The sequence below is a fragment of the Paraburkholderia fungorum genome (assembly GCF_902833645.1).
In the GTDB taxonomy this organism is placed as follows: domain Bacteria; phylum Pseudomonadota; class Gammaproteobacteria; order Burkholderiales; family Burkholderiaceae; genus Paraburkholderia; species Paraburkholderia fungorum.
The window spans coordinates 711,467-726,111 of the sequence record NZ_CADFGE010000001.1 but is presented as its reverse complement, the minus strand read 5'-3'; the positions used below and the strand labels follow the sequence as shown (position 1 = coordinate 726,111).

12 protein-coding genes are annotated in these 14,645 nt (G+C 63.5%); 3 read left to right on the top strand and 9 right to left on the bottom strand.

Annotated features, from left to right (window positions below; genetic code table 11):
- Positions 1-287: 287 nt before the first annotated feature.
- The 5 genes from HWX91_RS03230 to HWX91_RS03210 form a co-directional block, all read right to left on the bottom strand.
- Complete coding sequence (locus HWX91_RS03230; protein WP_028200111.1) at positions 288-797, bottom strand: disulfide bond formation protein B; 510 nt, start codon at positions 795-797, stop codon at positions 288-290.
- Positions 798-975: 178 nt separating this feature from the next.
- Positions 976-2,355 carry an amidase gene (locus tag HWX91_RS03225; RefSeq protein ID WP_028200110.1) on the bottom strand — a complete coding sequence of 460 codons (1,380 nt, stop codon included), beginning with the start codon at positions 2,353-2,355 and terminating at the stop codon, positions 976-978.
- A 74-nt stretch (positions 2,356-2,429) separates the two neighbouring features.
- A complete protein-coding gene (locus tag HWX91_RS03220; RefSeq protein ID WP_028200109.1) occupies positions 2,430-3,110 on the bottom strand; it encodes a GntR family transcriptional regulator in 681 nt (226 codons plus the stop codon).
- A 143-nt stretch (positions 3,111-3,253) separates the two neighbouring features.
- On the bottom strand, positions 3,254-4,606 hold the full coding sequence (locus tag HWX91_RS03215) for an MFS transporter (RefSeq protein ID WP_028200108.1): 1,353 nt from the start codon (positions 4,604-4,606) through the stop codon (positions 3,254-3,256).
- Between the two features lie 7 nt (positions 4,607-4,613).
- Complete coding sequence (locus HWX91_RS03210; protein WP_028200107.1) at positions 4,614-5,303, bottom strand: DUF2848 domain-containing protein; 690 nt, start codon at positions 5,301-5,303, stop codon at positions 4,614-4,616.
- Positions 5,304-5,514: 211 nt separating this feature from the next.
- Between HWX91_RS03210 and HWX91_RS03205 the strand changes: the two genes are divergently transcribed.
- The gene (locus tag HWX91_RS03205) at positions 5,515-7,272 is read left to right on the top strand and encodes a cation:proton antiporter (protein ID WP_028200106.1); all 1,758 of its coding nucleotides are present in this window, start codon (positions 5,515-5,517) and stop codon (positions 7,270-7,272) included.
- Positions 7,273-7,355: 83 nt separating this feature from the next.
- Here the strand turns inward: HWX91_RS03205 and HWX91_RS40585 are convergent, their stop codons facing one another.
- Positions 7,356-7,556 (bottom strand): hypothetical protein, encoded by a 201-nt coding sequence (locus HWX91_RS40585; protein ID WP_235429607.1) that lies wholly within the window; start codon positions 7,554-7,556, stop codon positions 7,356-7,358.
- Between HWX91_RS40585 and HWX91_RS03200 the strand changes: the two genes are divergently transcribed.
- Complete coding sequence (locus HWX91_RS03200; protein WP_244143991.1) at positions 7,540-8,919, top strand: gamma-glutamyl-gamma-aminobutyrate hydrolase family protein; 1,380 nt, start codon at positions 7,540-7,542, stop codon at positions 8,917-8,919. The two genes, HWX91_RS40585 and HWX91_RS03200, sit on opposite strands and share 17 nt — an antisense overlap.
- Positions 8,920-9,304: 385 nt before the next feature.
- Complete coding sequence (locus HWX91_RS03195; RefSeq protein WP_028200104.1) at positions 9,305-10,021, top strand: DUF2968 domain-containing protein; 717 nt, start codon at positions 9,305-9,307, stop codon at positions 10,019-10,021.
- A 76-nt stretch (positions 10,022-10,097) separates the two neighbouring features.
- On the opposite strand, the gene HWX91_RS03190 is transcribed toward HWX91_RS03195, so the two are convergent.
- The 3 genes from HWX91_RS03190 to HWX91_RS03180 form a co-directional block, all read right to left on the bottom strand.
- Entirely contained in the window at positions 10,098-10,982 is an 885-nt protein-coding gene (locus HWX91_RS03190; RefSeq protein WP_052660835.1) for a hypothetical protein, read from the bottom strand.
- 651 nt (positions 10,983-11,633) lie between these two features.
- The gene (locus HWX91_RS03185; RefSeq protein ID WP_081833246.1) at positions 11,634-13,661 is read right to left on the bottom strand and encodes a tetratricopeptide repeat protein; all 2,028 of its coding nucleotides are present in this window, start codon (positions 13,659-13,661) and stop codon (positions 11,634-11,636) included.
- Between the two features lie 174 nt (positions 13,662-13,835).
- Positions 13,836-14,360 (bottom strand): GNAT family N-acetyltransferase, encoded by a 525-nt coding sequence (locus HWX91_RS03180; protein WP_028200102.1) that lies wholly within the window; start codon positions 14,358-14,360, stop codon positions 13,836-13,838.
- Positions 14,361-14,645 lie beyond the last annotated feature (285 nt).

Genomic DNA, 14,645 nt, shown 5'->3' with positions numbered 1-14,645 from the left:
TGAAGCTTATTCGGAAGCGGTCATGTGATTGATACGATTCGCGCCGCGCCGGGAAGTTGCGTGAGGCGGGGCGGATGGGGAAAATCAGGCGGGGCGGGGCAGAGCGGGGAGCAAAGGGCGCTGCGTGTGTGCCCGCAGGGCGCCGGTGGTGCGGTCTTGCCGACTCTACGGGGCCAGAGCCGACATGAAAACGCCGGCCTTCGAGCCACCGTGAAAAACGGTCCAAAGGCCGGCGCGAAGCCGGTTAAGTCAACCTAAGCAGCCGAAAAAGCTGGCTCGGGGCGCGTTCAGTCGAACCGGCGGCGATTCTTGACGAGGCTCAGCGCCAACGGCACGAAGGCCACGACGAAAGCCACCAGCGACCAGGTGGGCAGCGACAGACCCAGAATCGGCGGATAGGCCGTTTCGCAGAGCCCCGCCACCTTGAAGACGCCCGGCAGCCAGTGCGCGGGCGGCAAACTGTCGACGACCGGCTGCAGCGCGTCGAAACCGCAGCTGAACCCCGGATTGGCCTGCACATACACGTGCCGCGCGGCGGTTACGATGCCGGCGAGAGCCGACAGCGCCGCCAGCACTTCCAGCAGCCGCACGCCGCGCCAGCTGTTGAAGCGCGCGCCGAGGAACGCAAAAATCGCGATCAGCAGGAAGAAATAGCGCTGGATGATGCACAGCGGGCAGGGATCCTCATGCAAGCCGTATTGCAGATAGAGCGCGCCGGCGACGAGGCCGACGCAGATCAGGCCGAGCAGAACCAGCAGGGAGCGCTCGCGGCGCAGCATCGCATTGTCGTTATTCATGGGTCGTGTGGCTGTCTGGAAACGGAAAGGGCGGGTGCCCGCGATTCTAGCGCGAACCCCCGCCCTGGCGCTTATCGCGCTTTTAAGTCGCAATCCGGCTGAATGCCCGCTCGGTGCCCTGCTCAGTGCCCCGCTCAATGCCCATTCGTTGCCCGCTCGGCGCCCCGAGCGTCTTTGGTCAGCGAATCGCGTTGAGTACCGCCTCGGCGCCGCGGCCGATGGCCAGCAACGCGTCGTCGGCGTGCGGGGCGCCCGCCAGCATCAGACCCACCGGCGCGTCGCCGCGCAGATGGCAGGGCAGCGACAGCGCGCAGGCGTCGAGGAAGTTGAACGCGCTCGGATTGCGCAGGATCAATGCGTTGGTGCGTCCGAAAGCGTCGTCATCGTGAATCAGATCGGCCACGCGCGGCGGCAGCACCGGCACGGTCGGCGCGACAACCGCGTCGAAGCGTTGCCACAGCGTGCGCGCGGCTTCGTCGAGCATGGCCTGGCGCTCGGCGAGCAGGTCCAGATAGTCGGCGGCGCTGGCGGGTTGACCCTTGAGAATACGCACCAGCACGCGCGGGTCGTACTGCTCGCGGTGCTTTTCCAGCAGCGGACGGTGCCACGCATACGCTTCGATCGGGGAAAAGCCGAAGCGGTTGATCTCAGGCAGACGGTCGAGCGGCGCGAAGCGCACTTCCGTAACGATAGCGCCGGCCGCTTCCAGATGCTTGAGGGCCGTGTCGATTGCGGCGGCGACTGCCGGTTCGACGCCGTCGGTCACGAAATTGGTCAGCACGCCAAGGCGCACGCCTTCGAGCGGCCGGGCCGACGGAATGCGCGGCTCAAGCCCGGCCAGCATGCGATCGACCAGCGCGCAGCAGGCGACCGAGACGCCGATCGGCCCGAACGAGTCGAGCGTCGGAGAAAGCGGCACGCCGCCCTGCTTGGGGATACGGTCGGCGGTGGGCTTGAAGCCGGTCAGGCCGCACAGCGCCGCCGGGATGCGGATCGAGCCGCCGGTGTCGGTGCCGAGCGCGACGGCCGCCATGCCATCCGCGACCGACGCCGCCGCGCCCGACGACGATCCGCCCGAAATTCGCTCGTCGCCCTTCACGCCGCGCTGATATGGCGACAGCGGGTTCCCGTAATGCGGATTCAGGCCGAGTCCGGAAAACGCGAATTCGCTCATGTTGGTGCGCCCGACGATCACGGCACCCGCCCGCTTCAGGCGCGCGACGGCGACAGCGTCCGCCTTGGCGGCGGGCGCGTCGGCCAGCACCACGGAGCCCGCGCGAGTCGGCTGGCCTTCGATATCGAACAGGTCTTTGACCGACACCGGAATGCCGGCGAGCGGCGACAGGACGGTGCCGGCGGCGCGCAGGCGGTCGTGCGCATCGGCGGCGGCCCGGGCGCTGTCGGCGTCGACGTGCATGAAGACGGCCGCGCCCTGGCCGGCCGGATCGGCGATCCGTTCGAGCGCGGTTTCGACGAGCGCGCGGCTCGTGGTGCGGCCGGTGGCGAGGTCGGCGGCAAGCTGGGCTAGCGGCGGGAAGGGCGTGAATTCAGTAGCCATGGTGTCGGGGAATCCGGTTGAACCGGCTAAAACCGGTCGAGGTCGATTGGTTGCGTACGATGAAATGCGTTCGATCAGATGCGGCTGAACAAGGTCGCGCGAAACGCTTCGATATGCTTTTGCACCGATTGGCGGGCGCCTTCGGCATCGCGTTCGCGCAGCAGGCGAAACAGTTCGAGATGTTCTTCGTGGACGTCTTCCAGATGATGCGGCTCGGACAGCGAAATGAACCAGAAGCGCAGCGAGCGTTCATGCAAGCCACGCAGGATGTCGGCCAGCACCGCATTGCGCGAGGCCGCCGAAATCGCCAGATGGAACTCGCGGTCGATGTCCATCATGCCTTCAATATCGTGCGCGGCGACGCAAACCGCCGAGCGTTCGAGCAGGGCCTGCATCGCGTCGAAATCGTGTTGCTGCGCATGGCGCGCGGCCAGCTCGACGCAGTAGCTCTCGTTGACGAGCCGCACGTCGATGATCGCCAGCACGTCGTCGAGTGACACCGGGCGGACCATGATGCCCTTTCTCGGCATGATGGTGAGCATGCCTTCGTGCACCAGCCGATGCAGCGCCTGATGAACCGGCGTTCTGCCGATGCCCGTCAACGCCATCAATTCCGCTTCGTTCAGCACCTCGCTCGGCCGCAGACGCATCGTGATGATCTCGCGCTTGACGAAGGCGTAGGCCTGTTCGGCGAGACTCGCCGAGGCGGTTTCGCGAGGGGCACTGGAACGGCGGGCAGTCTGCAAAAGCGTCATGTGAAGAAAGAGCGGGCGGTGTCGTCCGCATTGTAGAGCAAGGTTTTGCGCGGACGGCGGTCGGCGGGCGATTGCTCGCCGGCCGTCGTTTGCGTATGACGTACGGCTGCGTGTCATCTGCAATCACGCAGACGCGCCGCATGTCAGGCGCTCCTCGGTGTGACCGCAGCGGCGTGCTGCACCTTGACGCGCGGCATCATCAACGTGACGAGGCCGCCGACGATCAACGCGCCCGCGATCAGCACCAGCCCGAAGGTCACGCTATGTGTCGCGTCCTTGACGATGCCGAGCACGTAAGGGCTCACATAGCCCGCCAGATTCGCAATCGAGTTGATCACGGCGATGCCGGCAACGGCCGCGGTGCCTTGCAGGAAGGTGGTGGACATCGACCAGAAAATGCCGAAGCCCGCCAGAATGCCGATATAGGCGATCGACAAACCGGTGACGGCGAGCGGAATCGAATTCGTCACGGAGGCGCTGCCGAGCAGACCCGCCGCGCCGATGAAACAGCACACGGCGTAGTGCCAGCGCCGTTCGCCGGTGATATCCGACGAGCGTCCGATCAGGATCATGCCGATACCCGCCGCAAGGTACGGAATCGCGGTGACGAAGCCGTTCGTGACGAGATTCGTGACGCCGAGATCCTTGACGATCTGCGGCAGCCAGAACGAGAAGCCCGCATTGCCGGTGACGAGGCAAAAGTAGATCAGCGTGAGCAGCCAGAAGCGGCCCGAGCGCAGGGCAACCGAGAGACTATGCTCGGCGCCGGCTGCCGCGGCGGCGGTGTTTTCGCGCGCGAGGCGGCCGAGAATCACGCGCTTTTCGTCGTCGCTCAACCAGGCGGCTTCGGCGGGTGTGTTGCGCAACACGGCGAGCGCCCAGAAGCCGGCGAGGATCGACGGAATGCCTTCGATCAGGAACATCCACTGCCAGCCGCGCAAGCCGTGCGCTTCGTGCAGCGCCGACATCAGAAAGCCCGACAAGGGCGCACCGATGATGCCCGCAACCGGAATTGCCGCCATGAACACGGCGACCATCCGCGCGCGCCGGTCGGACGGAAACCAGAAGGTCAGATACAGCACCACGCCCGGCACCAGCCCGGCCTCGGCGACGCCGAGGAAAAAGCGCAGCACGTAGAACATCGTTTCCGAGCGCACGAACATCATCAGGCACGACAGCAGCCCCCACAGCATCGTGATGCGGGCGATGGTGGCGCGTGCGCCGAATTTTTTCAGCAACAGATTGCTCGGCACTTCGAACACGAAATAGCCGAAGAAAAAGATCCCCGCGCCGAGCCCATACGCCGCGTTCGAAAGGCCGAGGTCACCGGTGAACTGCAGCTTCGCGTAGCCGATGTTGACGCGGTCCAGGTACGACAATACGTAGACGAGAAACAGGAACGGCATGATGCGCCAGGTGATCTTGCGCAGGGCGGCGGCCTCGATCCACGCGTCGGAAGACGTGTCGGCATTGGCGGATAGCGGAGGAGTGCTCATGGGTGCCTCAGGCGACGATGGGGAGCGCGTGCACGCGATAAGCGTGGCGCAGTGTGCGTTTCAGGACGGGGTCGTGCAGTTCGAGCTCGAGCGCGTCGCCGTCAGCCATGCCGACGATTTCGCCTTGTACGGCCAGCGTGCCGCAGAACATCGCGGCGCCTTCCGCCACGGGCGCGCGTTCCAGCAGGTCGGCGGCCGGCAGCAGCGACGCGACGCTGCCTTGCTGATAGACGCGCCGCTCGCCGTTGCCGGTCACGGCGAAAGCGCGCAGTTCAAGCTGATCCCAGTGGCCGGCCACGTCGTCGAAGCGCCACGCGTCGCGCGCGACCGGTTTTGGGCAGACCTGTTTGGAGACGGTGACGCCATAGGCCTCGACTTCGCGATCGGTGTGATCCGAGCCGACGGTGACGAGCAGTCCGGCTTTCGAGCGGACCAGCACGCATTCGGCTTCGCCGCTGGATTTCACGCCAACCACATCGATCTGTCCGGCCTGGGTCAGCAGTTCGGCGCCGAGACGGTAGAAGCAGGGTGTCGTCGACGGCCGCTTAACGCCGAGTTCGGCCAGCTCGGCGATGTGATGCTCGATCGCCGCCTGGTCCCGGCCGGCCCAGCCCGCAATTGTCAGACGATTCACCTCGACGATATCGGCGTGGCTGTCGCCGGAACGATCTACAACATTGAAGGCCACCTGCTGCATCACTCGACTCCCAAGAAAATATGCGGCAAATATTATTGTGATATTTCACAGGTGTCCAGCGTGTCAAAAAAGTTTCGGATGAAACGGCCGGCCGGATCTCAGCCGGTTCGACCAATCCCGCGTCCTCCCGGCGTTTGCGCGTTGCCGGCCGGTCGCATGAGTACGTTACACTGCGTTTTTTAAGACATTACTTTTTGTAAGGGACGCATCCATGCATCATGGCATCGGCTTCATTCAGGACCTGGCGGTCGTGATGGCGCTCGCCGGCGTCGTCACCGTGCTGTTCCATCGCCTGAAACAGCCGGTGGTGCTGGGCTACATCGCCGCGGGCGTGATCATTGGGCCGTACACGCCGCCGTTCCAGCTGATCCACGACGAGCAGACCATCCAGACGCTCGGTGAACTCGGCGTGGTGTTCCTGATGTTTTCGCTTGGGCTCGAATTCAGCTTGCGCAAGCTCTTTAAGGTCGGTGCGACGGCGATCGTCGCGGCGCTTTCCGAAATCGTGTTGATGCTGTGGATCGGTTACGAGATCGGCAGCGCATTTGGCTGGAGTTCGATGGACTCGCTGTTTCTCGGCGCGATTCTCGCGATCTCGTCGACCACCATCATCGTCAAGGCGCTCTCCGAGTTGGGTCTCAAGCGCGAGAGCTTCGCGCAACTGGTGTTCGGGATTCTGATCGTCGAGGACATCCTCGCCATTGCGATGCTGGTGCTGCTCTCCGGCATTGCGCAGACGGGGGAGTTGAGCGCCGGGGTCGCCGTCGTGACGCTCGGCAAACTGCTGCTCTTCATGACGGTGTCGCTCGTGGTCGGCATTCTGGTCGTGCCGCGTGCGCTGAACTATGTGGCGCGCGCCAAAAGCGACGAAATGCTGCTGGTGTCGGTGCTCGGCTTCTGTTTCGGCTTCTGTCTGCTGGTGGTGAAGCTTGACTACAGCATGGCGCTCGGCGCGTTCCTGATCGGCGCGATCATGGCCGAGTCGCGCCATCTGCATCGCATCGAGCATCTGATCGCGCCGCTGCGCGACGCTTTCTCCGCGATCTTCTTCGTGACGATCGGTCTGATGCTGAATCCAACCGTGCTGCTCGACTACGCGTGGCCGATTGCGGTGATTACCGTGGCGGTGATCGTCGGCAAGATCGTGTCCTGCGGGCTCGGCACTTTTCTCGCCGGCAAGGATGGGCGCACGGCGATGCGGGTCGGCATGACCGTCTCGCAGATCGGCGAGTTCTCGTTCATCATCGCCTCGCTCGGCCTGACGTTGAAGGTGACGAGCGCGTTTCTGTATCCGATCGCGGTAGCCGTTTCCGCGTTGACCACGCTTTTCACGCCTTACCTGATTCGCGCCGCGGATCCGTTGACACAGCGCCTCGGCCGCGCCATGCCGCCCACGCTTGCCAATGTGTTCAGCATGTATGGACAGTGGCTGCGCAGTTTGAGCACCGGGAGCGGTGAGCCGACGCTGTTCAGCATGACGCGGCGGATCATTCTGCAGATTGCCGTCAATCTTGCGCTGGTCGCGGCGATCTTCCTGATCGTGTCGTATAGCGCGCCGTACACCGGCACCTTGCTCGCGCACTGGGTGGCGTCCGAGCCGATGCAGCGCGTGGTGCTGTGGAGCATTGCGCTGGTGCTGTCGCTGCCGTTCCTGGTGGCGGTCTATCGAAAGACCAAATCGCTCGCGCTGTTGCTCGCCGAAGTGAGCGTGCAGCCGGCGACCGCGGGGCGCTTCACCAGCGCGATCCGTTATGCGATTTCGGATCTGGTGCCGGTGGTTTCGATGGTCGGCGTATTTCTGCTGGTGGCGGCGCTCTCCGGCAGTATCTTGCCGCCGACCGGCCTCCTGACCGTGGTGCTGCTGTGCGCCGCGCTGCTGCTGGCGCTGGTCTGGCGCTGGTGCGTGAAAATCCACGCGGCGATGCAGATCGCTCTGCGCGAAACCTTTGAAGAGCAGCCTGATCCCTGAACGCGTTGATCTCACGCCTTGAGTTGCAACCTTGAGCTGCAACAATGTGAGCAATTGTGTGCGCGTTTGCCGGGCTTGCCGGGCTAGCGGATAATCAGGGCATATTCATTCGTTCGCGTGAAAGGCGCCTGTCTGACAGTTATGAGCGAAAACAAACCTGAAAATGCCGGCCAGCCCGGCAGCCCGTCGTCCTCTTCGGGGACGCCATCGCCTTCAACGTCGCCCACGTCCGCAACGGCGCCCACTTCGTCCGGCGTGACTTCCGGCGTGTCAAAGCCCGACACGCTGCCGCCCGAGCCGGCGGCTACGCTGCCGCTCTCGCATGAAGACGCCATCCAGTCTCCGGTCAAGGACGTGGTGACACCGGCTGCCGAAGAGGCCGCGGTGAGATCGTCCACCGACAACCCTGATAGCGCTTCCACGGTCACCCCCACGCATCCGCAAACGGCGCAGCAACGCGATGCGGCCGAGGCACGCAGTTCGGCGGCCGCGTCGACTGCGCAACAGGAGACCGAGGTTCACGAGCGCGCGGCGGCCAAAGCCGAGCGTGCCGCGAAGGTTCAAGCCTCACGTCCCGCTGCGCCCGGGAGCAACGAAACGCTCGCAGGCGGATTGAGCGTGCCCGCTGACGAGGTGGTTCTCACCGAAAAGGCGGAAGAAGCCGCGGCCGCGACTCGCCCGGCCGGCTCGCCGCCGCCGGGGTTCGGCGCTGCGCCGGATTTCACGGCAACGAACCCGCCGCCGCCGAACGCCTTGCCACCGTCGCCGCCGCGCTATCTTAAGCAGAGCGACTCGGCATGGACCGTGTTTGGACGCATCATCGCGGCGCGCGCCCGCCAGCTGTTCGATCGCGCCGGTCAGCGGATCACGCAGCGCACGCTGCGCATCGGCGTGTCCGCGCGCATTTTCCACCCCGAACCGGGTGCGAAGGGGCTGCGAGGCAAGACCTTGCAATATCTAGAGGAATCGATCGCGCACTGGGTCATGTCGCGTGACGTGCTGGTGTTCATGATTCCGACGGTCGGCCATCAAGGCATGCTTCACCCGAGCAATATCCGTTTGCGCGACTATGCGAAGCACCTTGACGGTCTGCTGCTGCAGGGCGGCGCGGATGTGTCGCCGCAGTCCTATGCCGAACAGGCGACGAGCCCCGAGTGGCCGGGCGACCGTGTGCGCGACATGTACGAGCTCGAACTGCTGCATGAGTTTATCGAGTCCGGCAAGCCGGTGCTCGGCGTATGCCGCGGTTGCCAGTTGATCAACGTGGCGTTTGGCGGCACCTTGTATCAGGACATCGCCACCGACGTGCCGACCGCCGGCGCGCACGTCAACGAGAACTACGACCAGCATCGGCACAGCATTCATTTCCCGGACGGCTCGACGCTCGTCAATATGTTTCCTGGCCGGCGTGAGGCGATCGTCAATTCGATCCACCATCAGGCGGTCAAGACGCTCGGTCGCGATCTGAATATCGAGGCCGTGTCGGCGTCGGACGGCATCATCGAGGCCGTGCGCTATCGGCGCGCGCCGTTCGTGATGGGTGTGCAGTGGCACCCGGAGTTTCATCGCGCGGGCGGTCCCGAATTGCTCGATTGCACGCCGTTGCTCGACACCTTCCTGCGGGTGGCACGCGAAACGCGGTTTTAGACGCGCGGTTTTAAAGACGCGATTCCAGAAACGCGGTCTAAAGGCCATGCCTTTAAGCCGCGCTTTCGAGTGCGGTTGTTCACGAAGATTCTTGCAGCGTGCCACCGGCATCTTCGCGGCCGCTATCTCCCTATTGTCACGATGCTCGAGGTCGAATTCGCGCGAGTGCGGTGCAGATTCCGAAACGTCCGCACGAGTCAGATTGTTGCGTTTTTGTCCTATCTGAAATCTTTTATTTCGCGACTGACGGCTTCGCCTGGCCAAATCATTCGGTATCGATTTATCTCGATTTAAAGTCCTTCAGTGCGGCGTTTGAATGCTTCGCTTAACGGCTATTCCGCGCGATAATCCAAGGCTGTTTTGGATTTGCATGGAGCATGCACGTATGAAGTACCCCTTAATAGTACGGCGCGCCATGCTGCTCGCGACCTCGTGTGCGCTGTTGCAGCATGGTGGTTTCGTGCTGGCAGCACAAAGCGACGAGGCCGCACCTCTGGTCGGCACGCGGCCGGCCATGAATACGCTAACGCCGCAACCGGTCGCGGATGCGCTGCGTAGCGCAGCATCGAGTACATCGGCTGCCGCTGGCGACGTACAAGGTAACGTTGCCGAACTGATGCAGATGATTCACGACGCCAGGCTGAGCGAACTACGCACCACGTATAACGGCAGTTACGGCGCAAGTCTGTTTTTCTATCCGCAGGAAATGACGTACTACGTCGCGCTTTTTCAGGACAAGCATTTCTGGCGGGTGATCAGATCGGAAGACGTCGGTCGTGCTGAAGCGATCTATGCGGATTTCGTCCAGCAGACGGCACAACTTGCAGACGTTGAGATTCGCCGCACGCAGTTGCAAGCGCAGAAGGCGTATATCGAAAATATTATCGCGTTGTCGGAAGATCGTGCGCGGCGCTTGCAGGCCGATCTCGATGTTGCGCGTACGCAGCAGGCCAAGGTCAACGACTACCAGCGGCAGACGCAAGGCGAGGCGGCTGCGCTAAACGCGGAAAAGGAACGGGTACAAGCGCAGTTGCGTCAGGTGCAGGGCGAAGTGATGCAATTGCAGCGGCAAACTGAGTTCGGATTGCCAACCCGGAAGTAGACGTACGAGTGCAAAAAAAGCCCGGCAAAACGAATTGCCGGGCTTTTTTTGTTTCGCGTTTTTTAGATAACGGCGCTTACCTGGCGAACTGGTCGGGCACCTCGGTTACGCGACGTTGCGACACGTGATTGATCCATTCGGTCCCGCCGGTTGCAGGCGGATTGATCGACGAAACCGGGCGCGATGGCGGCGCAATATTGCGCAGGTGGGTGGCGGCTGACGTGGTCATCGACGCGTATTCGCCGGTACCGAGTTGCGACGGCGCAAGTGGCGAGTAAGGACCCGCCGACGATGGCGCCGGTGTCGTTCGTTGCGCGATCGCCGGCACGGCAATTTGTGACACTTCGGCGTTCATCGGCGAAGTGCGTGGCAACTGCGGTGCCAATCGCGTTGCGATGGTGAGTTGCGAACGGCGGTTGCTTCTTTCGTATCGGTTCGCGGCGTCTTTGCGCTGCTTATCCTGGCGGCGCGATACGTGCTTGCCGACGGAAGCGCGCGCCGGCGTGGTTTTGACCGGCGTGACGATTTTGGGAGCGGGACTTGCCGTGAAATCGCGTAGCGGAGCAGCGGCAAGCGCATTCGGCAAACTTTCAGGCGATGCGGGTGCGGATGCGGGCGTGGATCCGGACGCGCCTCCCACATATACCGGCGACGACGCGGCGCTCGGTGCAAGCACCGCTGCATGGTTGTCGGCGGTGGCATTGGAAACGACAGCGGCGTCAAACGAATGAGGATTAGCCAGTTGTGCTTGCTGGCGAGCCGGAGCCCTGGCCACTGGTTTGACATCGCTAATCGGGTGACGCTGGGCCAGATGATCGAACGCAACCCAGGCAAGCATCGCGGCGCCGCCGAGCGCACAGGCGCCTCCGGCTAGCGCACCCCAACGCAATTGTGCCCCGCGCGGCGAGGCTGGAGCCGCCGGTGCGCTAACCGGCGAGAAAGGTGCGGCTTCGGTGGACATTCGCAAAGATTCGTCTACCGGTGTGTCGAACACAGTCGTCGAGGGAGCGGCTGCGTTGAGCCCTGATGACGCAGTTGGTGGCAAGCGCCGCGTTTCCCATTGACAGAGCGCGCGGATGGTCTCCGCATTCAAACAAAAGGTACGTAACACGGCCGCGTAGAGCGCCTTGAGTTCAGCTCTCAAACTGTACCCTGGCGGCAGCAGTGCCCAATCGCGGCCGAATGGCGGGGGCAGCAGGCGACCGAGCGGCGCCAGGCTAGGTAGCGCCATGGAGCCTTCGATCAGGGTGAGAGGGATCGTGGTCGACATTGGTTTCTTCGCAGCGGCTCGTAAAGGGGCCGTGGGCTGGCGGCTCAGGGGACTCTGGCTTCGAAGCGATGCGCGTAAAACGCGGTACACAACGCCATAGGCGAGCGCTGTGCCCAAGACAGGAGCGGTCGCTGCGAAGCCAGTGGAGTATCGAAGATGATGCCTCGAAGCGACGGAGCTGACGATCGGATTGTTCCGAAAAGAAGTGACGATCCTCCGGAGTCCATGTCAATCCCACGGAGTGCTTCAGGCTTGCCAAACGGACGTGGTATTCAGCCTTGGCGCAGGGACCCCGCAGGCTGGAAGGCAAAGCGGCTTACTGGCTGGCGGCTTGCGAGCGATTCACCGGGCATGCCGACCGCCGTCGTGAACGAACTCGCGCGGGAATTCATGCTGCAGGGCTGCGGCGACCCGTACGAGCACCTCGTCCCAGTTGCCTCGCTGTGCTTGGCTGAAGATGCGGATGGTGGGATACCAGGGACTGTCATTTCTATCGCGCAGCCAGCGCCAGCATCCTGCGAAGCGGTTGAGCAGCCATACCGGCTTACCCATCGCCGCAGCAAGATGAGCCGTTGACGTGTCGACGCAGATCACCAGATCGAGGTTTTCGATCAACGCGGCAGTGTCGGCGAAGTCGGCGATTTCATCGGTCCAGTCTGTCAGGCGTGCCTGGCTCGCCGTATCGGCGCGCTTCGAAACGTCATCGGTCTTTTGCAGGCTGATCCAGCGTACGTGTGACAAGGCGAGCAGCGGTGCCATTTGCGCGGACGTCATGCTGCGCACTTTGTCCTCCGCCATGCCTGAATGGCCTCCTGCCCATACCACGCCCACGCGCGGAAGTCCGGGATTGGGCAACTGAGCGAGCCTCGCCTGCCACGCGGCGGCGCGCGCGGAATCGGCATGCAGATAGGTTGCGGGGGCGGGAATGTTATCCAGTCGGGTGCCGAACGCCATCGGCAGGGACATCAAAGGACAGTACCAGTCCCAGTTGTCCAGTTCGGGGCGTAGGGGATCGAGCAACACGAGACCAGGCCAACGCGTACAGAACGACTCTTCGTACAGGCGCCGCAAAGGTCGCGGGCAAATATAGCCAACCTGCGCAAAGCGTACGAGTGCCAACGGCAGGTAGCGCGCAAACTGCAGGCTGTCGCCCAGACCTTGCTCGTGAATGACCAGCAGGCGTGCGCTGCGCGGGGCCGTTGCATTGTCGCGCTTGGCGGTGTCCGGAGGCTCTCCTTTCCATTGCGGCAGCGGCAGTTGCGGGCGTATTGAGTTGTGGCGACTGTCGGCATGGGTGAGATGGACCTGGCGGTCGTCGAAATAAGGCCATGCTTCTTCATAGCGGCCGGCGGCCAGTAAAACCATGCCGAGGTGGGCACGAGCGGGGAGATTGTCGGGCATGAGCGCGATGGCACGCCGCAGGTGGCGCTCGGCGTCGTCCCACGCGCCAAGATTCCTCGCGAGGACGCCGAGGCTCGTGTGCGCGTGCGCATAGTCCGGGTCCAGTTCGAGCGCGCCGCGATAGAACACTTCCTCCTCGTCGAGACGGCCTTGCGCGCCGAGCGAGGCGCCCAGGCACACGAGATTGGCGGCGTTTGGCTTCAGGGCGACGGCCTGGCGGTACTGCTGCTCGGCGTCGGCATAGTGGCCGAGCCTGCACATTGCACTGCCCAGATTGATGTGCGCATTGGCAAAGCCGGGGCGCAACTCGGCGGCGCGGCGAAAGCACGCGATCGCCGCCGCGCTGTCCCCTTTCGCCATCTGGGCATTGCCGGCGTTGAAGTACGCGTCGGCAGAAAACGGGGCGAGTGCCAGCGCCCGCTCATAGAAGGCGAGCGCCTCGTCGTGCCGTTCGAGCCTGGCGAGCACGGTGCCGAGATTCAGATACGCGTCGGCCAGAGAGGGGTCGAGCGCAAGCGCGTCATGATAGGCCTGGATCGCCTCGTCGAAAGCGTTTTGCGCTTGCAGCGCCACGCCGAGATTGTTGTGCGCGTCGGCGAAATCGGGTTGCAGTTGCAGCGCGTTCCGGTAGAACCGCGTCGCTTCGTGATGATTGCCGAGCGCGGCGGCGACAAGGCCGCGATTGCTCCAGCAAGCCGCGTCGGTGGGATCGATTACGAGGGCGTGTTCCAACAAAGCCGCCGCGGCGGCGTGCAAGCCGCGCTGATGATGCAGCACGCCGAAGTAATGCAGCGCTTCAGCATGGCGCGGGTCAAGCGTGAGTGCTTGCCGGTAGAGCGGCTCGGCTTCATCGAGCCGGCCGGCGCGATGCGCGGCGACCGCCGCGGCTACCAGACGCCCCGGGCCCGAAAGGCGGTCGGCGGATGATGAGATAGCGGGCGTGTCTTCGGGATGGGACGGCTGTCGCATGAAAATCCGCCGGGCGATGGGCCGGTGAACGCGCCGTTGTGCGTGCGGATGAGCGCACATCTCGCGCCGGCGCGAATGGATGGAAAACCATCCGGCAGCGTACGTTTCACGTCAGTCGGTATCGATCAGACGAATCCTATTAGGCATGTACTTTCTCGACCGGACGCGGCCATCTCATCGATCCAGCCGGTACACGTAGCGCAAAGCAGTAATATCCACGCCGCCCATATGATCCGGTTCGGCGCCGACGAACTGCCAGCCTTGTCTTTCATAGAATCCGATTGCCGGCGTGTTGCCTTCGAGCACATAAAGGTATAACTGCGACTCTCCCTGTGCGCGAGCCCAGTCTTCGGCCGCGCGCATCAACAGCTTGCCGGCGCCGATCCCCTGATGGCCGGGCAGCGCATGCAGGTTGTCGAGCAGAACGCCCCACGCGGACTCCGGTTGCCGCTCGACACAGACGAAACCAATCGGCTCGCCCGCGAGTTCGGCAATCAGGACCATGCGGCGCTCGCCGCCCGGCGCGCGCAGGCGCGCTTCCCAGTAGGCGGCCCGCTCACGCGTCACTTCGCCGTCGAGGAAAGCGTCCGGCAACAGGCCGCGATACGTAGCCTGCCAACTGGTGCTATGGATCGAGGCGATCAGCGCTGCATCCGCGAGGGTTGCGGGGCGCAACGAAAGTGCGGGGGAGGTTTGCATCGGAAGGGTGGTCAACGGGAATGGCCTGTCTGCAAAAAGTTTATCGCGAGGGGAGCAAGCGTAGTTTGTAATGAAACTGTATGGAATGCGCAACGGTGCCATCAAAGGTAACATTACGTGTTGCGGGCTTCGGGTATTTCACAACGTTTACCCTGATACCGTGTAAATCTGTTCAGCATGAAAATGCAGCGCCCCCGGCGCGTTTCAAATTGCCGTGGGATCCGCTTGCCGAACGCGGTGGATCGTTTCAACTGCCCGAGCGCCACCAGTCTGCGTGGCGACGGG

Coding starts and splice junctions, on each gene's coding strand:
- HWX91_RS03225 (WP_028200110.1), bottom strand. CDS start 2,355: ATGGCTACTGAATTCACGCCCTTCCCGCCGCTAGCCCAGCTTGCCGCC.
- HWX91_RS03185 (WP_081833246.1), bottom strand. CDS start 13,661: ATGCGACAGCCGTCCCATCCCGAAGACACGCCCGCTATCTCATCATCC.
- HWX91_RS03180 (WP_028200102.1), bottom strand. CDS start 14,360: ATGCAAACCTCCCCCGCACTTTCGTTGCGCCCCGCAACCCTCGCGGAT.
- HWX91_RS03210 (WP_028200107.1), bottom strand. CDS start 5,303: ATGCAGCAGGTGGCCTTCAATGTTGTAGATCGTTCCGGCGACAGCCAC.
- HWX91_RS03220 (WP_028200109.1), bottom strand. CDS start 3,110: ATGACGCTTTTGCAGACTGCCCGCCGTTCCAGTGCCCCTCGCGAAACC.
- HWX91_RS03195 (WP_028200104.1), top strand. CDS start 9,305: ATGAAGTACCCCTTAATAGTACGGCGCGCCATGCTGCTCGCGACCTCG.
- HWX91_RS03230 (WP_028200111.1), bottom strand. CDS start 797: ATGAATAACGACAATGCGATGCTGCGCCGCGAGCGCTCCCTGCTGGTT.
- HWX91_RS03205 (WP_028200106.1), top strand. CDS start 5,515: ATGCATCATGGCATCGGCTTCATTCAGGACCTGGCGGTCGTGATGGCG.
- HWX91_RS03215 (WP_028200108.1), bottom strand. CDS start 4,606: ATGAGCACTCCTCCGCTATCCGCCAATGCCGACACGTCTTCCGACGCG.
- HWX91_RS03190 (WP_052660835.1), bottom strand. CDS start 10,982: ATGTCCACCGAAGCCGCACCTTTCTCGCCGGTTAGCGCACCGGCGGCT.